The 21,337-nt window shown below is 66.3% G+C and carries 18 protein-coding genes; 5 read left to right on the forward strand and 13 right to left on the reverse strand.

All coding sequences use genetic code 11. From position 1 onward, the window contains the following. Positions 1 to 50: 50 nt before the first annotated feature. From A6723_RS17975 to A6723_RS17985, 3 genes are all read left to right on the forward strand, one after another. The gene (locus A6723_RS17975) at positions 51 to 644 is read left to right on the forward strand and encodes an RNA polymerase sigma factor (RefSeq protein WP_024764500.1); all 594 of its coding nucleotides are present in this window, start codon (positions 51 to 53) and stop codon (positions 642 to 644) included. Continuing rightward, positions 641 to 1,348, forward strand: coding sequence for a hypothetical protein (locus tag A6723_RS17980; RefSeq protein ID WP_054909723.1), 708 nt, complete (start codon positions 641 to 643; stop codon positions 1,346 to 1,348). The genes A6723_RS17975 and A6723_RS17980 overlap by 4 nt, the downstream gene beginning before the upstream one ends. A gap of 126 nt (positions 1,349 to 1,474) precedes the next feature. After that, positions 1,475 to 2,035, forward strand: coding sequence for a hypothetical protein (locus tag A6723_RS17985; RefSeq protein ID WP_054909722.1), 561 nt, complete (start codon positions 1,475 to 1,477; stop codon positions 2,033 to 2,035). Positions 2,036 to 2,173: 138 nt separating this feature from the next. Here the strand turns inward: A6723_RS17985 and A6723_RS17990 are convergent, their stop codons facing one another. The 8 genes from A6723_RS17990 to A6723_RS18025 all read right to left on the reverse strand — a co-directional run bounded on the left by A6723_RS17990 (position 2,174) and on the right by A6723_RS18025 (position 14,017). After that, positions 2,174 to 3,991, reverse strand: a complete 1,818-nt coding sequence (locus A6723_RS17990; protein ID WP_054909721.1) for a long-chain-acyl-CoA synthetase — start codon at positions 3,989 to 3,991, stop codon at positions 2,174 to 2,176. Between the two features lie 333 nt (positions 3,992 to 4,324). Beyond that, a complete protein-coding gene (locus A6723_RS17995; protein ID WP_054909720.1) occupies positions 4,325 to 5,146 on the reverse strand; it encodes an NAD(P)-dependent oxidoreductase in 822 nt (273 codons plus the stop codon). A gap of 139 nt (positions 5,147 to 5,285) precedes the next feature. Continuing rightward, complete coding sequence (atuF, locus tag A6723_RS18000; protein WP_054909719.1) at positions 5,286 to 7,274, reverse strand: geranyl-CoA carboxylase subunit apha; 1,989 nt, start codon at positions 7,272 to 7,274, stop codon at positions 5,286 to 5,288. Positions 7,275 to 7,342: 68 nt separating this feature from the next. Then, positions 7,343 to 8,140 (reverse strand): isohexenylglutaconyl-CoA hydratase, encoded by a 798-nt coding sequence (gene atuE, locus A6723_RS18005; RefSeq protein WP_054909718.1) that lies wholly within the window; start codon positions 8,138 to 8,140, stop codon positions 7,343 to 7,345. Positions 8,141 to 8,266: 126 nt separating this feature from the next. Beyond that, entirely contained in the window at positions 8,267 to 9,427 is a 1,161-nt protein-coding gene (gene atuD, locus A6723_RS18010; RefSeq protein ID WP_038803742.1) for a citronellyl-CoA dehydrogenase, read from the reverse strand. A gap of 191 nt (positions 9,428 to 9,618) precedes the next feature. Next, the gene (gene atuC, locus A6723_RS18015; protein ID WP_054909717.1) at positions 9,619 to 11,235 is read right to left on the reverse strand and encodes a geranyl-CoA carboxylase subunit beta; all 1,617 of its coding nucleotides are present in this window, start codon (positions 11,233 to 11,235) and stop codon (positions 9,619 to 9,621) included. A gap of 3 nt (positions 11,236 to 11,238) precedes the next feature. Continuing rightward, complete coding sequence (locus A6723_RS18020; protein WP_054909716.1) at positions 11,239 to 12,114, reverse strand: SDR family oxidoreductase; 876 nt, start codon at positions 12,112 to 12,114, stop codon at positions 11,239 to 11,241. A 97-nt stretch (positions 12,115 to 12,211) separates the two neighbouring features. Beyond that, a complete protein-coding gene (locus tag A6723_RS18025) occupies positions 12,212 to 14,017 on the reverse strand; it encodes an acyclic terpene utilization AtuA family protein (protein ID WP_054909715.1) in 1,806 nt (601 codons plus the stop codon). 219 nt (positions 14,018 to 14,236) lie between these two features. On the opposite strand from A6723_RS18025, the gene A6723_RS18030 reads away from it, so the two are divergent. Beyond that, entirely contained in the window at positions 14,237 to 14,857 is a 621-nt protein-coding gene (locus A6723_RS18030) for a TetR/AcrR family transcriptional regulator (protein WP_205896244.1), read from the forward strand. Positions 14,858 to 15,048: 191 nt separating this feature from the next. Here the strand turns inward: A6723_RS18030 and A6723_RS18035 are convergent, their stop codons facing one another. From A6723_RS18035 to eat, 5 genes are all read right to left on the reverse strand, one after another. Then, positions 15,049 to 15,813: a CPBP family intramembrane glutamic endopeptidase gene (locus tag A6723_RS18035; protein WP_054909714.1), complete on the reverse strand. Its 765-nt coding sequence runs from the start codon at positions 15,811 to 15,813 to the stop codon at positions 15,049 to 15,051. A gap of 101 nt (positions 15,814 to 15,914) precedes the next feature. Beyond that, a complete protein-coding gene (locus A6723_RS18040; RefSeq protein WP_064979833.1) occupies positions 15,915 to 16,085 on the reverse strand; it encodes a DUF2897 family protein in 171 nt (56 codons plus the stop codon). A gap of 47 nt (positions 16,086 to 16,132) precedes the next feature. Next, a complete protein-coding gene (gene eutC / locus A6723_RS18045; protein WP_054909713.1) occupies positions 16,133 to 16,912 on the reverse strand; it encodes an ethanolamine ammonia-lyase subunit EutC in 780 nt (259 codons plus the stop codon). Positions 16,913 to 16,918: 6 nt separating this feature from the next. Then, on the reverse strand, positions 16,919 to 18,298 hold the full coding sequence (locus tag A6723_RS18050) for an ethanolamine ammonia-lyase subunit EutB (RefSeq protein WP_064979835.1): 1,380 nt from the start codon (positions 18,296 to 18,298) through the stop codon (positions 16,919 to 16,921). Positions 18,299 to 18,352: 54 nt separating this feature from the next. After that, complete coding sequence (gene eat, locus A6723_RS18055) at positions 18,353 to 19,717, reverse strand: ethanolamine permease (protein WP_064979837.1); 1,365 nt, start codon at positions 19,715 to 19,717, stop codon at positions 18,353 to 18,355. A gap of 317 nt (positions 19,718 to 20,034) precedes the next feature. On the opposite strand from eat, the gene A6723_RS18060 reads away from it, so the two are divergent. Next, positions 20,035 to 21,336 (forward strand): sensor histidine kinase, encoded by a 1,302-nt coding sequence (locus A6723_RS18060; protein ID WP_054909711.1) that lies wholly within the window; start codon positions 20,035 to 20,037, stop codon positions 21,334 to 21,336. Position 21,337: the final 1 nt, after the last annotated feature.

Raw genomic sequence — 21,337 nt, forward strand, 5'->3', positions numbered from 1 at the left:
GTCGCTGGCGAGAAGCCAGCCACCACCCGCAACGCTACGGATCGAGAGAGTTGAAGAGACCCCTCACGGATGAAAACGACGTCGCACTGCTGCGGCGTTACCGGCAAGGCGACGCCGAAGCGTTCGGCGAGCTTTACGCTCGTCATCGCCTAGGCCTGTTCCGCTTCCTCTGCGGCTTGTGCGGCGACAATGCCCAGGCCGAGGAAGTGTTCCAGGAAACCTGGCTGAGCCTGATCCGCAGCGATAGCCAGCCACTGGGCGCGGCCAGCTTCAAGACCTGGCTGTACCAGATCGGCCGCAACCGCCTGATCGACCATTGGCGCAAGCTGGGTCGGCACCTGGGGCGCCAGGAGAGCTTCGACGAGCAATTGCATGGCGATGCATTGGGCGGCGAAAGCACCGACCCCGAGCGCGAGCTGAGCCTTGCCCGCGACCAGCAGCGCCTGCAGGGCGCACTGGAGTCTTTGCCGGTGGAGCAGCGCGAAGTGTTCCTGCTGCGTACCCATGGCGATCTGGAGTTGAATGAAATTGCCGAACTCACGAAGACCCCGGCGGAAACCGTGAAGAGCCGACTTCGCTATGCGATGCAGAAACTGCGTCGGTTGTTGTCCGACCCGTCGGTGGCCGAGGAGGTGAACCCATGAACCGCGATCCGCACGAGCAGGAGCTGCTCGAACACTACCGTCGGCATAGCGAAGCGCAGCCGTCGGCGAAGTTGGACGCGCGCATCCTGGCCGCCGCTCGCGCCGCCGTGCAGGAGAAGCCCGCGAGTTTCGCCCAGCGCCTGCACCAGTGGTTGCTGGGTGCCGGCAGCCGCCAGCGCTGGGGCGTTGCCGTGGCGGGCCTGGCGACCCTGGGCATTGGCCTGAGCCTGACCCTGCGGACCTTTGAAGAGGCGCCAGAGCGCTTTGACGCGCCGGTATCCCCGGCAATGATGCGCGCGCCAGCACCCGCATCGGCCATGGCACCACCGGCGGCTCCGGCCGCTGCGCCCTCAGTGGCGGAGCCGCGGATGGCCGCGCCGCAGATGGACAGTGCCGCTGCCGGGGCATCGGTCCAGGAGCTCGCCAAGCCTGCGCCGATGAGCAAGAAAATGGCGGCTGCAGCGGCAAGGGACGAAGTCCGCGAATCTGCCGATGCACAGGCGCGGTCAGGTGTATCGGCCGAAGGGAAGCTCCAGGCATTCGCCGAGGAGGCCGACGAGCCACGTACCAGCCTGCTGCACCTGCGCGACTTGCAAGGCAAGGGGCGGAAGGAAGAGGCTGAACAAGTGCGTGAGAGCCTCCGGCAGCGTTTCCCCGGCTTGGACATCGACAAGGCTCTGAAGGAATTACCTGACAACCCTTGATCAATGACAGGCCGGGTTCAGCCTGCGTCTGTCAGACTGCATGACGTAACGGTTTGTCATGGCAAGACTCTTGCTCCGCAAGGCAACTCGCGCCAGCATTGCGCGGTTTTTCTGACGGTCCGCTCCATGAAGAAGTCTCGAATCCTCGTTGTCGCCAGTCTGTCCCTGCTGCTCGCTGCCTGTGGCGATGAGCACAAGGACAAGGCTGTGGCTCCGGCCCCGGCTGTTGCCCCAGCCGTGACTGCGCCTGCCAGCACGCCTGCGCCGGAACCTGCCGCCGAGCAGCCGCGTGAGGAAGAGGCCAAGCCTGCTGCTGCCAAAGTCGTGGCGTCGCCCAAGTCCGCCGCGGTCGAGGCCGCCATCAAGCCTGAGGCCAAGGCGCCCTCGAAGACGCCGGCGCAGGTGAAGAAACCGGTTGATCCGGTGGTCAAGCAGCCGCTGCCGGCGGTGAAGCTGGACCTGCGTCTGCCCAGGGACCTGGTCCATCAGTTGGAGCCGGACGATACGATCACCGTGATCGACGAGAAGCCGATACTGCCGCCGATGTTCGGCGAAAAAGCCGGACAGAGCCCCTTCGAGGTCGGTGGCCGGCTGATCCAGCGCGAGCCCAACGAGCGTGAACCCAACGACGACAGTTGGCACTCGGACATCCGTGGCGCCGAGTTGCAGTTCAAGTTCCGCAACTGATCGCTCGATCTCCCTCCAGGACCGACTGTTTTCTTGTGCGATGCCGTGCCTGCGCTTTCCCCTCTCCCTTCCGAACGGGGCGCGCAGCCAGGACGGGAGAGAGGGGAGACTTCGCGAAGCAGTTTGTTATGGCAGCCCTTAGAAACGGTGAGCACCGCCGCGAATCGCTTCGAACAGCGCGCCATCCAGCGTCCGGTAGGCTGTCTCCCCTGGCAGCCGCACGAACAGTGCCTCGGTCACGGCTGAGGGGTCGTAGGCGTTGCGCTTGAGGTCGGTCTTCTTGTACTTGAAGGTCCCGGTGGTCTCCACCTGGACCAGCAGGCGCAGGAATAGTGGTACGGCGTAAGCCGGCAGTTCGCGGTCCAGGTGGGCCGCCAACTCTGTCGCATCCAGGCTGACGCCGTCGGCCAGGCGCAACGCGGCCATGCCGCAGCGGCCGTTGGTGCCGGGGATCTCCACGCCGTAGACCACCGCGTCTTCCACGCCGGGGAAGGCGCCCAGGGCGTTTTCCACCTCGGTGGTGGAGACGTTCTCGCCTTTCCAGCGGAAGGTGTCGCCCAGGCGATCGACGAACTGGGTGTGCTTGAAGCCGATGTCGCGCATCAGGTCGCCGGTGTTGAACCAGGTATCGCCTTCCTTGAACACGTTGCGGTAGATCACCGCCTCGCTCTTGGCCGGGTCGGTGTAGCCGTCGAACGGCCACTTGTCGCTGATCTCGCTGATCAGCAGGCCGGCTTCGCCCTTGTCGACCTTTTCCATGAACCCCTTGGCGCCCCGTACCGGCTGGTCGTTTTCCAGGTCATAGCGGACGATGGCGTAAGTTGCTGGGGAGAAGCCCACTGTATTGTCGAAGTTGAACACATTGGTAAAGCCGATATTGCCTTCGCTGGAGGCATAGAACTCGGTGATCCGCTCGATGCCGAAGCGCTCCTTGAACTCGTTCCAGATCGAGGGGCGCAGGCCATTGCCGATCATGCAGGTCAGGGTATTGCCGCGCTCTTCGACGCACTCGGGCTGGTTGAGCAGGTAGCGACAGAGTTCGCCGATGTAGCCGAAGCAGGTGGCCTGGTAGGTCTGGACGTCTTTCCAGAACGAACTGGCGGAAAACTTGCGGCGCAGGGCGATCGCCGCGCCGCCGGCCAGTACGGCGCTCCAGCACACGGTCACGGCATTGTTGTGGTAGCAGGGCAGGGTCAGGTAAAGCACGTCGCTGTTGGTCAGCGCCAGGCCCGAATGGCCGAAGCCGCCGTAGGCCTTGATCCACTTGCCGTGGCTCATGATCGAGGCTTTGGGCAGGCCGGTGGTGCCGGAGGTGTAGATGTAGAAACAGGCGTCCTTCAGGCGCACCTTGGCGGTTTCGGCGAGGTTGTTGGAGTCCTGTTCCTGCGCGAGGCGCATGAGGCTTTGCCAGCCCGCGGGCGCTTGTGCCGCTTCATCGCCATCGGCGATCCAGTAGCAGCGACCGCCGCTGTTCTCCAGGGCCGGGCGGACGTCCTCGAAAGCTTCGCGCAACTCTTCGCCGACCACGAAATGGCTGGGCTTGACCAGGTTGAGGCTGTGGCTGAGCACCTGGCCGCGCTGGGTAGTGTTCACCAGCGCGCCGATGGCGCCGAGCTTGGCCAGGGCGGCGAGCACGACCATCAGTTCGGCGCGGTTCTCCAGCATCACCGCCACCACGCTGCCGTGTTGCACGCCTTCGGCCTGGAAGGCCCGCGCCAGGCGGTTGGCCCAGCCGTTGAACAAGGCGTAGGACAGGCGCCGGCGTTCGTCGATCAGCGCCGGGCTGTCCGGATAGAGGCGCGCGGCGCGCTCCAGGGCCCAGCCCAGGGACAGGTTCTTCTCGCGGTTGCGGATGCCGGTGTAGTAGAGCCCGCGGAGCATGCGTGGCACGCGGCTGAGGGTGGCCGGCAGGTGGGCGAGGAAGCGGGTCGGGGTGATGATATCGGCGTGGCTCATTGACGCGTGCCCTTATTGTCATTGTTGTCTGTGGCGTGCAGACGCTAGCGAGCGACTCTAGGTCGTCGTCCGACGTGCGCCTATGGCTGTTGCGCGCGTGGCGCAGGGCAGATCGGCAAACGCATCGGCTAGGCGTTCATCGCAGTCTAGAGAGCGATGGCCGGACGGCCAGGGCGGGATTGTGTCGATTGGTAAATGGCGACACGGTGCCCATGGTGGGAGGGTTGGTAGGGCGAATAACCGCTTGTGGTTATCCGCCGTTAGCCCAGGTGTGGCAAGCGGCGGATAACGCGTTCCGCGTTATGCGCCCTACGAAAAGGTCCGTGAGTGTGCTCAGTCGAGGAACAGGTCGGGTACCAGGCTGCCGCCGTTCGGGTCGAAACGGTACTGCTCGAAGTCGCTCTGGCCCTGTTCGCGCAGGATGTCCTCGTCGATCAGCAGGCGCCCGCTGACGCTGCGCTCGCTGCTGGAGAGGATGGCGTAGGCCGCATCGGCCATGATCGCCGGAGTACGCGCACGCTTGAAGGCGTCGCGGCTGCCCAGTTCGAATTCGATGGCGGCGGTGGCGATCATGGTTTTCGGCCACAGCGCGTTGACGCTGATGCCGTACTTCTTGAACTCCTCGTGCATGCCGAGGGTGAGCATGCTCATACCGTATTTGGTGACGGTGTAGGGGCCGTGCTGGGCGAACCACTTGCCGGCCAGGTTGATCGGCGGCGACAGGCTGAGGATGTGGCCCTTGCTCTGCTTCAGGTAGGGCAGCGCGGCCTGGCTGCAGACCATCACGGCGCGGGTGTTGATCTGGTACATCAGGTCGAAGCGCTTGGGTTCCAGGCGCTCCACGCCCACCAGTTTGATGGCGCCGGCGTTGTTCACCACCGCGTCGATGCCGCCGAAGTGCTCGGCGGCGCGGGCCATGGCCTCGCGCACGGCGTTCTCGTCGCGCACGTCCAGTTGCAGCGCGAGGGCTTTGCCGCCGGCAGCTTCGACCTCCTCGGCAACGCTGAAGATGGTGCCTTCGAGTTTCGGGTGGGGCTCGGCGCTCTTGGCGGCAATGACGATATTGGCGCCATCGCGTGCGGCGCGCAGGGCGATTTCACGGCCGATGCCGCGGCTGGCGCCGGTGATGAAGAGGGTTTTGCCGGAAAGGGACATGTGGGCTCCTTGTTCTTGTTATGGGTCGTCAGCGTTGGAGCTGACGGCGTCTGTAGGAGCGAGCTTGCTCGCGAACAATCCCACGCTGCAGGGCTCTGGTTCGCGAGCAAGCTCGCTCCTACGAAAAGCGAAAAGCGGCTCAGGCGTCTTCGGCTTCAACCTCCACCAGCAACTGCCGCGATTTCACCTGCTCGCCCTTGCTTACCTGCACGCGGCGGATCACGCCGTCGACGCCGGCCTTGAGCGGGTGCTCCATCTTCATCGCTTCCAGCACCAGCAGCAGTTGGCCCTTGCTGACCCGCGTACCTTCGCTCACCAGTACGTCGACGATGGCGCCATCCATCGGTGCCTTCACCGTGCCGGAGCCTGCGCCGCCAGCCGCGCTGACGGGCTCGTGGGTGACGTCCAGCAGTTCCAGATTGCCGTCCGCGCCATACAGCCAGAGGCGCGCGCCGTCGCGGTGGAAGGGCAGGCGGCGGCGAACGCCGTCGGCTTCGATGATCGCGTCACCGTTCTCTTCGCCGAGCAGGCGCAGCTTGATGGCGGACTCACCGATGCGGGCCAGCAGCGCCGGCTGGGTGCCGTGCTCGAGGACTTCCAGCTCGACGGCGAATTTCTCCTCGCCATGCTTGAGCGCAAAACGCCAGGGTGCGCTGCCCGCGCTACGCCAACCGGACAGACCAGGCTGGTGCGCTCGGTCACTGGCCGAAGCCTGGTAGAGCAGGGCGGCGGCGCAGGCCAGTTCCAGCGGCTGCGGCTGGCGCGGGGCCAGGCTCGGGTCGCCGGCGAACTGTTCGCCGATGAACGCCGTGGTGGCGTTGCCGGCGGCGAACTCCGGGTGCCTGAGCAGGTTGGCGAGGAAGCGCTGGTTGCCGGTCACACCCAGTAGCACGCAATCCTCGACGGCGCGCACCAGCTTGCGCCGGGCTTCGTCGCGGGTGGCGCCGAAGGCGATGACCTTGGCCAGCATCGGATCGTAGAAAGGCGTTACCGGCTGGCCTTCGCGCAGGCCGTGATCGATGCGGATGCCGTCCAGCTGCGGCGGCGTCCAGCGCAGCACCTGGCCGGTCTGCGGGAGGAAACCGTTGCCGGCATCCTCAGCGTACAGGCGCACCTCGATGGCATGGCCCTTGAGCTGAATCTGCTCCTGGGTCAGCGGCAGCGGATGGCCCTCGGCGACGCGAATCTGCCAGGCCACCAGGTCCTGGCCGGTGATCAGTTCGGTGACCGGGTGCTCCACCTGCAGGCGGGTGTTCATTTCCAGGAAGTAGAAGGCGCCGCTGGCATCCAGCAGGAACTCCACGGTGCCGGCGCCCAGGTAGTTCACCGAGGCGGCGGCCTTCACCGCAGCGCTGCCCATGGCGGCGCGCAGGTCCTCGGTCAGCACCGGGCAGGGCGCTTCCTCGATGACCTTCTGGTGGCGGCGCTGCACCGAGCAGTCGCGCTCGCCGAGATAGACGATATGGCCGTGGCTGTCGCCGAATACCTGGATTTCCACGTGGCGCGGCTGCACCACGGCTTTCTCCAGGATCAGCTCGCCACTGCCGAAGGCGTTCTGCGCTTCCGAGCGCGCCGTGCGCAGCTGTTCGGCGAGGTCCTCGCTGCGCGTCACCAGGCGCATGCCGCGCCCGCCGCCGCCGGCGCTGGCCTTGATCATCAGCGGGTAGCCGATGCGCTCGGCCTCGCGGCTGAGCGTGGCGTCGTCCTGATCGGCACCTTCGTAGCCGGGAATGCAGGGCACACCGGCTTCGAGCATGGCGATCTTCGACAGGCGCTTGCTGCCCATCAGGTGGATGGCTTCCACGCCCGGACCGATGAAGACGATGCCGGCAGCCTCGCAGGCGCGGGCGAAGTTGGCGTTCTCCGAGAGGAAGCCGTAGCCGGGGTGGACGGCGCCGGCGCCGGTGCGTTTCGCGGCGTCGAGGATCGCCTCGGGCTTCAGGTAGGACTGGCCGACCGGCGCCGGGCCGATGCACACGGCCTCGTCGGCCAGTTGCACGTGGCGGGCGTCGGCGTCGGCCTCGCTGTACACGGCCACGGTCCGGTAGCCCAGGTCGTGGGCGGTGCGGATCACCCGGCAGGCGATCTCGCCGCGGTTGGCAATCAGGATCTTGTCGAAGCTGGGCATGCTGGCTGTTTCCCTCTCCCCAGCCCTCTCCTTGAAGGGAGAGGGGGTTGTTCGGTGCGCGCGTTGGGTCACTGCGCCCAGTTCGGTTTGCGTTTCTGCACGAAGGCCATGGTGCCTTCGGCGCCTTCCGCGCCGGTCACCGCGTCGGCGAACTGGCGGGCAGCGCCGTCCAGCAACGGGCCGAGGACTTCGGTCTCGGTGGCCAGCAGCAGTGCCTTGGTGGCGGCATTGGCGCCCGGCGCGCAGCGACGGACCTGGTCAAGGGTTTCCGCCAGTTGCTCGCCGAGGTTTTCAGCGTTGTCGGCGCAGTGATGCACGAGCCCGAGGCGCAGCGCCTCACGGCCATCGAAGCGCGCGGCGGTCAAGGCCAGGCGGCGGGCCTGGGTCAGGCCGATGCGTTTCACCACGAAGGGCGCGATCTGCGCCGGCAGGATGCCGAGGCTGGTTTCCGGCAGGCCGAATTGCGCGTCGGCCGCCGCGATGGCGATGTCCGAGACGCAGGCCAGGCCGAAGCCACCGCCGAGCACCGCACCTTCCAGCGCAGCGACCAGCACCTGCGGCTGTGCCTGGGCTTCTTCCAGCAGGCCGCCGAAGGCGCGGTTCAGCGCGGCATAGGCATCGGGACCGGCGGCGCGGGCGCCGGCCATGTCCTTGATGTCGCCGCCAGCGCAGAAGTGCCCGCCGGCGCCGCGCAGGACGATGGCGCGCACCGCGCGGTCGTCGCGCACCGCGGCGAGCACGGCACGCAGTTCGCTGACCATCGCCAGGCTCATGGCGTTGCGGCTGTCCGGGCGATTGAGGGTGACGTGCAGTACGCCGCCTTCACGTTCCAGCAGCAGGGTTTCGCAGTTCGGCAAATCACTCATGCCGGATTCCTCGTTCAACCGTTTGCTTGCGATCACCGTAGGATGGGTGGAGCGCAGCGATACCCATCGATGCGTCACGGCATGGGTATCGTCGCTGCGCGCCTCCACCCATCCTACGGTCCCTCATCAGCCCTTCTTCTTGCCCGGCAGGGTGCCCATCAGCTTGCAGATGATGCCCAGCATGATTTCGTCTGCGCCGCCGCCGATGGAGACCAGGCGGGTGTCGCGGTAGGCGCGGGCGATCGGGTTTTCCCACATGAAGCCCTGGCCGCCCCAGTACTGCAGGCAGGCGTCGGTGACCTCGCGGGACAGCCGGCCGACCTTGAGCTTGGCCATGGAGGCCAGGCGGGTGACGTCCTTGCCGCGGATGTACTGTTCGGTGGCCTGGTAGGTGAGGGCGCGCAGGCACTCGATCTCGGTCATCAGCTCGGCCATGCGGAAGTGGATGACCTGGTTGTCGATCAGCGCCTGGCCGAACGTCTTGCGCTCCTTGCAGTAGTCGATGGTGGCGTTGACGCAGTACTCCATGCCCTTGATCCCGCTGGCGGCGCCGAACAGGCGTTCCTCCTGGAATTGCAGCATCTGCATCATGAAGCCCGAACCCTCGGCGCCGATGCGGTAGCGCTGCGGTACACGCACGTCGTCGAAGAACACCTGGGCGGTCTCCGAGCTGCGCATGCCGAGTTTGTCCAGGTGCGGGCTGATGCTGATGCCCTTGGACTTCATCGGCACCATGATCAGCGACTTGTTGACGTGGGGCTTGTCGTCGGAGGTGTTGGCCAGCAGGCAGATGAAGTCGGCGGACGGCGAGTTGGTGATCCACATCTTGCTGCCGTTGATGACGTAGTCATCGCCATCCTTGCGCGCGGTGGTCTTCAGCCCGGCGACGTCGGAGCCGGCGCCCACTTCGGAGACGCCGATGCAGCCGACCATCTCGCCGGCGATGGCCGGGCGGAGGAATTCCTCGCGCAGCTCATCGGAGCCGAAGCGCGCCAGGGCCGGGGTGCACATGTCGGTCTGCACGCCCAGGGCCATCGGCACGCCGCCGCAATGGATGGTGCCGAACTCCTCGGCGGCGACCACCGAGTAGCTGTAGTCCAGGCCCATGCCGCCGAATTTCTCCGGCTTGGAGATGCCCAGCAGGCCCAGGTCGCCGGCCTTCTTGAAGACTTCGTGGATGGGGAAGCGCCCGGCCTTTTCCCATTCGTCGACGTAGGGGTTGATCTCGCGTTCGACGAAGTTGCGCACGGTGCGGCGGAGTTCTTCGTGTTCCTGGGTGAAGATCATTGTTGTTGTTCTCCTGATGCCTGGTCTGGTTTCCCGCCTCTGGCCCTCTCCCCAACCCTCTCCCTGAAGGGAGAGGGGGCTGTCCGGAGTGGCTGGACGGTTCGCATTACGCCGGGTCGCTTTGGCTCCCTCTCCCGCTTGCGGGAGAGGGCGGGGGGAGAGGGTCTTTTGCCCACTCTCCCAATTCCCGATCAGAACCTCGCTACCCCAAAACTATTACCCTTCAGCGGCCGCATGGCCGCCTCCGCACAGATATCCAGCAGATAACCCAGCAGCGCGCGGGTGTCGCGCGGGTCGATCAATCCGTCGTCCCACAGGCTCGCCGTGCCGTAGAGCGCGGTGGACTGGGCATCGAGTTTCTGCGCGGTCATCTGTTCGAGCATGTCGAGCATCTTCGGGTCGGCTTCCTTGCCCTCCTTGGCGTGCTTTTCCTCGGTGACGATGCGCAGCACCTTGCCGGCCTGGGCTCCGCCCATCACCGCGGTGCGGCTGTTGGGCCAGGCGAAGATGAAGCGCGGGTCCAGCCCGCGGCCGCACATGGCGTAGTTGCCCGCGCCGTAGGAACCGCCGACGACCAGGGTGAGCTTGGGCACCGTGGCGTTGGCCACGGCCTGGATCATCTTCGAGCCGTGCTTGATCACGCCCAGGCGCTCGGACTCGGTGCCGACCATGAAGCCGGTGGTGTTGTGCAGGAACAGGATCGGCGTGTTGCTCTGCTCGCACAGCTGGATGAACTGCGCCGCCTTGGCCGCGCCCTGTGGGGTGATCGGGCCGTTGTTGCCGATCAGGCCGCAGGCGTGGCCCTCGATGTGCAGGTGACCGCAGACGGTCTGGCTGTCGAATTCGTTCTTGAAGTCGAGGAAGCGCGAACCGTCGGCGATGCGCGCAACGATCTCGCGCACGTCGTAGGGCTTCTTCGCGTCCGCGGGGACCACGCCGAGCAGTTCCTGCGCCGGGTACAGTGGCTCGTCCCACGTCAGTTTCGCGCGGGCTGGCAGTTGGTTGTTCCATGGCAGCGCGGCGAGGATTTCCCGTGCCAGGCGCACGCCGTCGGCGTCGTTCTCCGCCAGGTACTCGGCGGTGCCGGCGACCTGGGCATGCAGTTCGGCGCCGCCCAGTTCTTCATCGGTGGCGATCTCGCCGGTGGCGGCTTTCAGCAGCGGCGGGCCGGCGAGGAACATCTTGGCCTTGCCGCGCACCACCACCACGTAGTCCGACAGTCCCGGCTGGTACGCGCCGCCAGCGGTGGACGAGCCGTGCACCACGGTGACCTGCGGAATGCCTGCCGCCGACATGCGCGCCTGGTTGGCGAAGCCGCGCGCGCCCTCGACGAAGATGTCCGCCGCGTAGTTCAGGTTGGCGCCGCCGCTCTCGGTCAGCGCCACCACCGGCAGCTTGTTCTCGAAGGCGATCTGCTGCAGGCGCAGGGTCTTCTTCAGGCCGGTGGGGGAGATGGTGCCGCCCTTGATTGCGCTGTTGCTGGCGGTGACCAGGCAGCGCACCCCGGCGATATAGCCGATGCCGGAGATGATGCCGCCGCCAGCCTGGGTGCCGTCCTTGTCGTCATGCAGCTTGTAGCCGGCCAGCGAACCGATCTCGAGGAACGGCGCACCGGCATCCAGCAGCAGGTTCAGGCGTTCGCGCGGCAGCAACTGGCCGCGCTTGTCGAACTTGGGCTTGGCCTCGGCGGCCTTGTCGAGCACCTTCTGCTCGACCTCGCGGAAGCTCGCCACGGCGGCCAGCATGGCCTCGCGGTTGCGGGCGAAGTCTTCGCCCTGGGCGTCGATTTCCGACTGGATCACCGGCATGGCTTACTCCTGGTCCTTCAGCACATCGGGAAGATAGGCGCGGTGGAAACCGTTGTAGGAACGGCTCTGCCCCGGCTTCACCTTCGACAGCGGGAAGGCGCGGCTGCCCTGGCTGGCGGCGCCATCGATGCGGATGGTGTTGCCGCTGATGAAGGCCGCGCCGGGGGAGAGCAGGAAGACGATGGCCGACGCCACTTCCGATTCGGTGCCGATGCGCTTGAGCGGTACGTGCTCGCGCAGGGTCGGGATCACTGCCTTGAATGCGCCCTCGTAGGTATCCATGCCGCTGGAGGCGACCCAGCCCGGCGCCACGGCGTTGACCCGCACGCCGGCGTGGCCCCACTCGATGGCGGCGGTCTTGGTGAAGTTCTCCATGCCCGCACGGGCGGCGCCGGAGTGGCCCATGCCGGGCATGCCGCCCCACATGTCGGCGAGCATGTTGACGATGCTGCCGCCGGTCTTGCTCAGGCTCTGGTTGAAGACTTCGCGGGCCATCAGGAAGCCGCCGACGAGGTTGGTGCGCACCACGGCCTCGAAGCCCTTCAGGTTGATCGAGGCCAGCGGCGCGGGGTACTGGCCGCCGGCGTTGTTGACCAGGTGATGGATCGGACCGCGCTCGGCGATGACCTGAGCGACCAGCGCCTTGACCGCTTCCTCGTCGCGGATGTCGCAGCTGTGCCAGCTGGCGCTGCCGCCGTCCTCGATGATCTCGCCGGCAGTCTTTTCCAGCTTCTCGGCCTTGCGCCCGACCAGCACCACGTGGGCGCCGAGGGCCGCCAGCTCATGGGCGGTGCAGCGACCGATACCGCTGCCGCCGCCGGTGACGATGATGGTCTGGCCATCGAACAGGCCGGGTTTGAAGATCGAGTCGTAGCTCATTGTTGTTCTGACTCCGAGGTATCCCGTAGGACGGATGAAGCGGAACGCTTCATCCGCCGTTTGCGATTGGCGGATAACGCTGCTGGCGTTATGCGCCCTACGTTTCTGTTCTTTGTAGGAATTCATCGGCGATGGCTTGCGGCACCGCCACCGGGAATTCCAGCAACTGCTGGGCGAAAGCCTTGCCCTGCGGGTCGATGCGCAGGCTCGCCACACCGCCACCGCCCAGGGCGTTCTCCAGCAGGAAGTTCAGGCTGTGGCTGCCCGGCAGGTGCCAGCGGCTGACGCGGCCAACCTGCGGGTCGAGCACGTGCTGCATCCACTCGGCCACCGAGCCTTCGCTCAGCGCCTCGGCGATCCACGGCAGGTATTCGGGCTGGCGCGCCATCACGCCGATGTTGCTGTGGTTGCCCTTGTCGCCGGAGCGCGCCACGGCCAGCTTCACCAGGGGCACGCTGGCCTGCGCCGGGCCTTCGGCGGCCGGCACGGCAATGTCATCGGCCAGCGCGGCCGGGTCGAAGTGGTCGATGGCGGGCAGGGCGACTGGCTGGCGCTCGCCGTCGATCTCCACGGTCAACTCACAGGCGTTCTTGTCGATCAGGAAGGAGAACAGGCGGATCACCGGGTACACGGTCGGGCGGCCGCCGACGATGCCGGTCAGGCCCGGCGCCATGCCGGTGGCGGCCTGGGCGATCTCGCGGGAGAACAACACCAGGGCTTCCTTGCGGCTGTGGCGTACGGCGAGCTTCACCACGATTTCGCGGCTGTCCTCGCGGCGCCCGTGCGGGCCGTAGGTGGCTTCGCTGCCGAGCAGTTCGATGCTGACCTCGCGGTACGGCCCCCAGCCGCGTTCCATGAGGATTTCCTCGGTCTTGGCGATGATCGCCTGGCTGACCCGCTCGGCTTTCTTCACCGCGTCGATACCGGCGATCAGGCAACTGGCGGTGCAACGGAAACCGTCCGGGTAAGTGGCGCTGACCTTGTACTGCCCGGTCGGCGGCAGGCCACGTGCGCCGCTGACGGCCACGCGGTTCTCGCCAACCTGGGCCAGCTGGACCTGGGTGAAATCGCAGATCACGTCGGGCAGCAGGTAGGCGCGCGGGTCGCCGATCTCGTAGAGCATCTGCTCGCCCACCGACAGCGGCGTGACCAGCCCGCCGGTACCCTGCGGCTTGGTGACGACGAATTCGCCGCCGGCCTGTACTTCGACGATGGGAAAGCCGATGTGCTCGTAGTCCGGCACGCTTTCCCAGTCGGTGAAGTTGCCGCCGGTGCACTGCGCGCCGCATTCGATGATATGCCCGGCGAGCGCGGCCTGGGCCAGCTTGTCGTAGTCGTTCCAGGCCCAGCCGAATTCGTGGACCAGCGCGGCGCTGACTACCGCGCTGTCCACCACGCGACCGGTGATGACGATGTCGGCGCCGGACTCCAGCGCCTGGACGATGCCGGGAGCGCCGAGGTAGGCGTTGACCGACACGCACATCGGCGGCATCGGTGCATCGCTGAACATCTCGCGGATGCCGGCCTTGGCCAGTTCGCCCAGGCGTGGCTGCAGGTTGTCGCCGTGCACCACGGCGATCTTCAGCGCCACACCAACCTTCTCGCAGGCGCTGGCCAGGGCGCTGGCGCAGGCGCTGGGATTCACCCCGCCGGCGTTGCTGATCACGCGCACCTGCTTCGAAGCGATGTCGCCCAGCAGCGGCGTCATCACGTCGATGAAATCGGTGGCGTAGCCTGCCTCGGGGTTCTTCAGGCGCGCGCTGGCCATGATCGACATGGTGATCTCGGCGAGATAGTCGAACACCAGGTAATCCAGCTGCGCGCCGCGCACCAGTTGAGCGGCGGCGGTGGAGGTATCGCCCCAGAAGGCGGAGGCGCAGCCGATACGTACGGTTCTAGTCATTGTTCTGCCCGTGACGCTGAGTGATGGATCGACATTACCAAGCAAGCGCTTGGTTGAAAAGCCCCGAGTCGATGGCTACCCCAACCATTGGATGGCCAAGCGCTTGCTTGGTTGGCACTCGCGGGCTTACATTTCGTCAGACAACACAAGCACTTGCGGGGCGATTCGATGAGTTGCCCTGAGCAAGGTGGCCAGATGGGACCAATGGGGAGAGAAAGCGTGGATGACCGCAAAGCCCGCGAAGTCATGCTGGAGCTGGTCGGGACCGGGCAGATCACCGACCCGGAGAGCGCCCGTGGCAAGTTGCTGCAGACTGCCGCGCACCTGTTCCGCAGCAAGGGCTACGAGCGCACCACGGTGCGCGACCTGGCCGGCGCGGTCGGCATCCAGTCCGGCAGCATCTTCCATCACTTCAAGAGCAAGGACGAAATCCTGCGCTCGGTGATGGAGGAAACCATCCTCTACAACACCGCCCTGATGCGCGCCGCCCTGGCCGATGCCACGACCCTGCGCGAGCGCCTGCTGGCTCTGATCCGCTGCGAGCTGCAGTCGATCACCGGCGGAACCGGCGAGGCGATGGCAGTGCTGGTCTACGAGTGGCGCTCGCTGTCGGAAGAAGGCCAGGCCTACATCCTCAGCCTGCGCGATATCTACGAGCAGATGTGGCTGGAAGTGCTGGAAGAGGCGCGCGTGGCCGGATTCACTCAGGCCGATCCGTTCATTCTGCGGCGCTTCCTCACCGGGGCGCTGTCCTGGTCCATCACCTGGTTCCGCCCCGAGGGCAGCCTGACGCTGGACGAACTCGCCGAGCAGGCGTTGCTGCTGGTGATGCGCGACTGAGGCTCTTTGTAGGAGCGAGCTTGCTCGCGAACTGACTCCGCAGCGGGTGGGTTCGCGAGCAAGCTCGCTCCCACATGACTGCTACTGGCTTAGCGCGTAGGGCGAATAACGCGCCAGCGTTATCCGCCGCCATGGCATCGGCGGATAACCCGCGCCGGGTTATGCGCCTTACAGGGATATATCCGTGTCGTTCAGATAATCCGCAACGGATAACTGAACAACAGCAGGTGCAGGCAGTTCACCGCCGCGTGCAGCAGCACCGGGACAGCCAGGCGGCCGCTGAAGTAGAAGGCCAGGCCGTAGCCCAGGCCGGCGATACCGGCGACGACGGCGAACAACGGGTTGATCGGCCAGTGCACCATGCCGAACAGCACGCTGGCGACCGCCACGCCGGCAAAGGCGCCGAACCGGCGCACCAGTTCGCTCTGCACCAGGCCGCGGAAGAACGCTTCCTCGGTCAGCGAGATCACACAGATGTTGACCAGCATCCATAGCCAGAAGCCCGGCGGCCATTTCGGGTTCCACACCACCAGGCCGCCGGCCACAGCAACCAATGGCACGGCGAACAGCGTGGTGACGATGACGATGGCGGCGAAGTCCGGCGAGCGCTTTTCCTCGGGCACCGGTTCGCGGCGCAGCCACCAGGCGAGCAGGGTCGCACCGACCAGGGCCTTGTCCCAGGACAGGTGGAGGGCATAGACGGGAGCGTCGGGGCTGAGCTGGCGCACTGGCCAGAGTGTCCACGAGGTAGTGCCCGGCAACAGGTGCGCGGCGAGGGCAATACTGAGCACGAGGCAGACCAGCCACCACAGCAGGTGGGGCAGGCGGGTCTCGCCGTAGAGAGTCCAGGCGACATAGAACGCGCCGATCAGCAACCCCACTGGCTGGACGAATCCGAGCGCAAAACCGCAGAGCAACAAAAAGACTGGCAGCAGCGGCAGGAGTTTCCTGAGCATTCTTTCCTCCATCCAGGGAGGCGCAGTCTAGGCAATTTCGACTGCCACTGGCCATCGCTGTTGCCAGTTTTTGACTGAAACGTCAGTCAGTTAGACGGCTTTCAGCGTTTGTCCTCGGCTTCCTTGGCGTCCATTTCGGCGTTGCGCTCGTGGATGCGCTTGAGCTGCTCCTGGGTGAGCGGGAGCTTTTTCGCCGTATCGCGCAGCATCATCAGCGCGCCGACGATGGAGCCCAGGGCTAGGGCAATGATCAACCAGGCATACCAGGGCATGGTCCCGTCTCCGACAGTGGCAGTGGAATATCACGATACGCTGTGATTCAGACCTTGTCAGGCGCGCGCGGGTTCAGACTGATCGCTTCGGGCAGGTCGCTGTCATCCTTGAGTTTCACGCCGCTGACGCGCAGGCGCAGCGACTGTTGCAGCAGGTGGGCGAGTTTGTGGGCGGCCTGCGCGTAGGGCAAACCCTGTGGGCGCACGTTGGAGATGCAGTTGCGTTCGCTGTCCATGCGCCCCACGCGCGGCTGCCAGGTGAGGTAGAGGCCCAGGCTGTCCGGCGAGCTGAGGCCGGGCCGCTCGCCGATCAGCACCAGCGCGAGCTTCGCCCCCAGCGCCTCGCCGATGCCGTCGCCAATGGCCACGCGGCCCTGCTCGGCGAGCACCACGGGCGTGTGCTGCCAATCAGTGGCGAAGCGCTCGCGCAGAGCGGTCAGCAGCGGCAGCGCGTGCTGCTGGATGGCGAAAGAGGAGAGGCCGTCGGCGATCACGATCGCCAGTTCCGCCGCATGCTCACCCTTGAGCTGCCACTGGCTGTCCGGGTGCAGCGCACGGCCGAGGTCCGGGCGCAGCAGGTAGGTCTGGCGGTCCGGCGCTTCGCTGCGAACGCGGAGCACGCGAAAACCCTCCTGCGCCAGTGACTGCTGCAGCGCCTCGAAATCCAGCGGGCGATGCACCGCGTCGCGCGCCTGGGCGTGGGCCAGGCCGAACTTGAGCACTTCGCGGGTTGGCAGGCTGGAGCCGACGCGCCCCAGCGCGATGCGTGCCGAGGTGTGTGCACGCAGTTCGTCCCAGGGGTCGCTCTGGATCAGGTCCATGGTCATCGCTCCTCAGAGATTGCCGGCGCGCAGCAGCGCGTGGCCACGGCCGATCTGGCGCAGTTGTCCGGAGGGATCGGTGATCGCCATCTTCGCCAGCCAGGCGTCGAACTCCGGTGCGCGCTTCAGGCCCAGGGTACTGCGCAGGTAGAGAGCATCGTGGAAGGAGGTGCTCTGGTAGTTGAGCATGATGTCGTCGGCGCCGGGGATGCCCATGATGAAGGTGATGCCCGCCGCGCCCAGCAGGGTCAGCAGGTTGTCCATGTCGTCCTGGTCGGCCTCGGCGTGGTTGGTGTAGCAGAYRTCGCAGCCCATGGGCACGCCGAGCAGCTTGGCGCAGAARTGRTCCTCGAGACCCGCGCGGATGATCTGCTTGCCGTCGTAGAGGTATTCCGGGCCGATGAAGCCGACCACGGTGTTGGTCAGCAGCGGGCGGAACTCGCGGGCCACGGCGTAGGCGCGGGCCTCGCAGGTCTGCTGGTCGACGCCGTGGTGGCCGCCGGCGGACAGCGCGCTGCCCTGGCCGGTCTCGAAGTACATGACGTTGTCGCCCAGGGTGCCGCGCCCCAGCGACAGCGCCGCCTCGTGGGCCTCGCGCAGCAGGGCGAGGTCGATACCGAAGCTCTGGTTGGTCTTCTGCGTGCCGGCGATGGACTGGAACACCAGGTCGATCGGCGCGCCGGCCTCGATGGCCTGGATCTGCGAGGTGACGTGGGTGAGTACGCAGCTCTGCAGGGGAATCTCGAAGCGCTGGCGCAGCTCGTCCATCATCTGCCACAGCTGCATCAGCGTGGCTTGCGAATCGCTGGCCGGATTGATGCCTACCACGGCGTCGCCGGAGCCGTAGAGCAGGCCGTCGAGCATGCTCGCGGCGATGCCGCGCACGTCGTCCGTGGGGTGGTTGGGCTGCAGGCGCACCGAAAGGTGGCCGGGCAGGCCGATGGTGTTGCGGAAGCGGGTGATCACGCGGCACTTCTTCGCCGCCAGGATCAGGTCCTGGTTGCGCATCAGCTTGCTCACCGCGGCGGCCATCTCCGGCGTGATGCCGCGCGCCGTGGCGGCCAGCGTGGCGCTGTCGGTGCTGTCCAGCAGCAGCCAGTCACGGAAGTCGCCGACGGTCAGGTGGCTGATCGGCGCGAAGGCGGCGGCATCGTGGCTGTCGATGATCAGCCGGGTGATTTCGTCTGCTTCGTAGGGGATCAGCGCTTCGTCGAGGAAGCGCTTGAGCGGCACGTCGGCGAGGGCGATCTTCGCCGCCATGCGTTCTTCGTAGCTGTCCGCGGCGAGGCCCGCCAGCGAATCACCGGAGCGCGCCGGGCCGGCCTTGGCGAGCAGCGTCTTCAGGTCGGCAAAGCGGTAGGTCAGGTTGCCGACGGTAGTCTGGTAGATCATGCGGGCGTCCCGGTTATCCCGCGCCCCGCCGCGAAGGCAGGGCACGGATGGCGATCAGGCTCCCGTCAGCATAGCGTCCGCCGGGGCGCTGGCGCGATGGGCGGCGGTGAGCTGGAAGTAGACGAAGCCCGCCGCCATGAAGGCCAGGAAAATCCCGGCGATCTGCAGGTTGAACCAGACCATCGCCGCCAGGCACAGCACGGCCAGCGCCAGGGCGATGCCCGGTACCACGGGGAAGCCCGGCGCGCGGAAGCTGCGYTCCAGGTSCGGCTCGCTGCGGCGCAGCTTGAACAGGCTGARCATGCTCATGATGTACATGACGATGGCGCCGAACACGCTCATGGTGATCATCGCTGCGGTCAGGCTCATGCCCTGCAGGGCGATGAGGCCGTCACTGTAGATCGCCGCGATGCCTACCAGGCCGCCGGCGATGATTGCCCGGTGCGGGGTCTGGAAGCGTGACAGCTTGGCCAGCCCGCGAGGCAGGTAGCCGGCGCGTGCCAGGGCGAAGAATTGCCGCGAGTAGCCGAGGATGATGCCGTGGAAGCTGGCGACGAGGCCGAACAGGCCGATCCACACCAGCATGTGCAGCCAGCCGGAGTTCTCGCCGACCACCATCTTCATCGCCTGCGGCAGTGGGTCGTTGATGCCCGACAGGGCCTTCCAGTCGCCCGCGCCGCCGGCGAACAGCATCACGCCGATGGCCAGCACCACCAGGGTCAGGATGCCGCTGACGTAGGCCTTGGGAATGGTGCGTTTCGGGTCCTTGGCTTCCTCGGCGGCCATGGCCGCGCCCTCGATGGCGAGGAAGAACCAGATGGCGAAGGGAATCGCCGCGAAGATGCCGCTGATCGCCGCACCGCCGAAGCTGTCGGAGCCGGCCCAGCCGTTGAGCACGAAGTTGCTGAAGCTGAAGCCCGGCGCGACCACGCCCATGAACACCAGCAACTCGCCCACAGCTAGGATGGTGACGATCAGCTCGAAGGTCGCGGCGATGCTGACGCCGAGGATGTTCAGGGTCATGAAGATCAGGTACGCGCCGACCGCCGCATGCTTCGGGTCGAGCGAGGGGAACTGCACGTTGAGGTAGGCACCGATGGCCATGGCGATGGCCGGCGGGGCGAAGACGAACTCGATCAGCGTGGCGAGGCCCGCCACCAGTCCGCCTTTTTCGCCAAAGGCGCGGCGGCTGTAGGCGAAGGGCCCGCCGGCGTGAGGAATCGCCGTGGTCAGTTCGGTGAAGCTGAAGATGAAGCAGGTGTACATGGTTGCCACCAGCAGCGTGGTGACGAGGAAGCCGAGGGTGCCGGCCACGCCCCAGCCATAGCTCCAGCCGAAGTACTCACCGGAAATCACCAGGCCCACGGCGATGCCCCACAGGTGCAGGGTACCGAGGGTGGGTTTGAGTTGCGTGCTCATGCGACGTCTCCTGAAAGAGAAAGTCAGAGAAGAGAAAGTCCGAACGAGGATGAAAAACACGACCCGCTGATTCGTGCAGTGGCCGTGCCATGCCCGGAAATCAGGTCGCAAAGCGTGGTTTCGCGTCGTTTCGTGAACATTCGCGGCACATTGCGTGCATCGAATGGGGGCGCGGCGATTCGTTCAGGTGCGCGGGGCTGCGCTTGTTGCACGGCGATGACCGCGGCGTGACGCTTCGCGGAGCCGCGACGGCTGTCACAGGATGGCAATCTGCCGCTGGTCTACTGGCGCCCATTCCAGCGACCGGAGATTCGCCGATGACCACCCGCGCCCTGCACGAGCTGTTGCGCCAGGTTGCGCCCTTGGCCCCGGAGTTGAGCATCAGCGATGTCGCCGATCGCTTCCTCGATGCCGAGCACCGCGCCTTCCTCTCGCTGCCCGTGGTGGACGAGGCCGGGCTGCCGCTGGGACTGGTCAGCCGCAACAGCCTGCAGGACATCTTCATGCAGCGCTTCGGCCGCGACCTCTGGGGCCGCCGCCCGGCCAGCGATGTGATGAATGCGCAGCCATTGAAGGTGCGCGCCGACCTGAGCCTCGAAGAAGCCTCGCAACAGGTCACCGCCCAACTGAGTTACCCGATCACCGAGGACTTCGTCCTGGTAGACGAGCAGGGGCTCTACCTCGGCCTGGGCACGGTGCTCGATCTGCTGAAAGCCATGGAGCAGCGCGTCGCCCAGCGCAACCGCGTGCTCAACAAGACGCTGCAGGACCTGCGCGAGTCCCAGGCGCAGCTGGTGCAGTCGGAGAAGATGGCCTCGCTTGGCCAGATGGTCGCCGGCGTCGCCCATGAGCTGAACACGCCGCTGGGCTATGTGAAGAACAACGTCGCACTGCTGCGCGAGCTTCTGATCCCGCTGCTCGGCCTTACCGAAGCCCAAGCCCTGTTCAACGAATGCCTGGACGACCCGGCCTGCGACCCCGAGCAAACGGCCCGCGCCCGCGCTGCCTTCGAACAGGCCCGCGAAGAAGCGGCGCTGGAACAACTGGTGGGCGATCTCGACCAGCTGTTCGGCGACACAGATTTCGGCCTGGCGCAGATCGGCGAACTGGTCGGCGGACTGAAGGACTTCGCCCGCCTGGACCGCGCCCGCAGCGAAGAGGTCGACCTCAACGACTGCGTGCGCAGCGCGCTGCTGATCGCCCGCAACAGCATCAAGGAAAAGGCCGAGGTCGCCACCCAGCTGGGCGCGCTGCCCAAGGTTGCCTGCGCCGCCAGCCAGATCAACCAGGTGCTGCTCAACCTGCTGACTAACGCCGCCCAGGCCATGGAGAAGTTCGGCCTGATCCAGGTGAAATCCTGGGCGGACGAAACCCATGTGCACCTCTCGGTCCAGGACAACGGCAAGGGCATGGACGAGGAGGTGCGCGCGCGCATCTTCGACCCCTTCTTCACCACCAAACCGGTGGGGCAGGGCACGGGCCTGGGCCTGTCGATCAGCTACAAGATCGTTCAGGACCACGGCGGCCGCATCCGCGTGGCATCCGAACCCGGACGCGGCACACGATTCCTCATCAGCCTGCCGATCCAGCAGGCCAGCGAACTGAAACGGAGCGCCTGAA

The organism is Pseudomonas sp. AU11447 (assembly GCF_001672555.2).
GTDB classification, from domain to species: domain Bacteria; phylum Pseudomonadota; class Gammaproteobacteria; order Pseudomonadales; family Pseudomonadaceae; genus Pseudomonas; species Pseudomonas nitroreducens.

Bases quoted from the DNA above. Each gene is read 5' to 3' on its own strand.
- A6723_RS18035 (WP_054909714.1), bottom strand. From the start codon at position 15,813: ATGCTCAGGAAACTCCTGCCGCTGCTGCCAGTCTTTTTGTTGCTCTGC.
- A6723_RS17995 (WP_054909720.1), bottom strand. From the start codon at position 5,146: ATGTCCCTTTCCGGCAAAACCCTCTTCATCACCGGCGCCAGCCGCGGC.
- atuD (WP_038803742.1), bottom strand. From the start codon at position 9,427: ATGATCTTCACCCAGGAACACGAAGAACTCCGCCGCACCGTGCGCAAC.
- atuC (WP_054909717.1), bottom strand. From the start codon at position 11,235: ATGCCGGTGATCCAGTCGGAAATCGACGCCCAGGGCGAAGACTTCGCC.
- A6723_RS17985 (WP_054909722.1), top strand. From the start codon at position 1,475: ATGAAGAAGTCTCGAATCCTCGTTGTCGCCAGTCTGTCCCTGCTGCTC.
- eutC (WP_054909713.1), bottom strand. From the start codon at position 16,912: ATGACCATGGACCTGATCCAGAGCGACCCCTGGGACGAACTGCGTGCA.
- A6723_RS17990 (WP_054909721.1), bottom strand. From the start codon at position 3,991: ATGAGCCACGCCGATATCATCACCCCGACCCGCTTCCTCGCCCACCTG.
- A6723_RS18060 (WP_054909711.1), top strand. From the start codon at position 20,035: ATGACCACCCGCGCCCTGCACGAGCTGTTGCGCCAGGTTGCGCCCTTG.
- A6723_RS18020 (WP_054909716.1), bottom strand. From the start codon at position 12,114: ATGAGCTACGACTCGATCTTCAAACCCGGCCTGTTCGATGGCCAGACC.
- A6723_RS17980 (WP_054909723.1), top strand. From the start codon at position 641: ATGAACCGCGATCCGCACGAGCAGGAGCTGCTCGAACACTACCGTCGG.
- atuF (WP_054909719.1), bottom strand. From the start codon at position 7,274: ATGCCCAGCTTCGACAAGATCCTGATTGCCAACCGCGGCGAGATCGCC.
- A6723_RS18040 (WP_064979833.1), bottom strand. From the start codon at position 16,085: ATGCCCTGGTATGCCTGGTTGATCATTGCCCTAGCCCTGGGCTCCATC.
- A6723_RS18025 (WP_054909715.1), bottom strand. From the start codon at position 14,017: ATGACTAGAACCGTACGTATCGGCTGCGCCTCCGCCTTCTGGGGCGAT.
- atuE (WP_054909718.1), bottom strand. From the start codon at position 8,140: ATGAGTGATTTGCCGAACTGCGAAACCCTGCTGCTGGAACGTGAAGGC.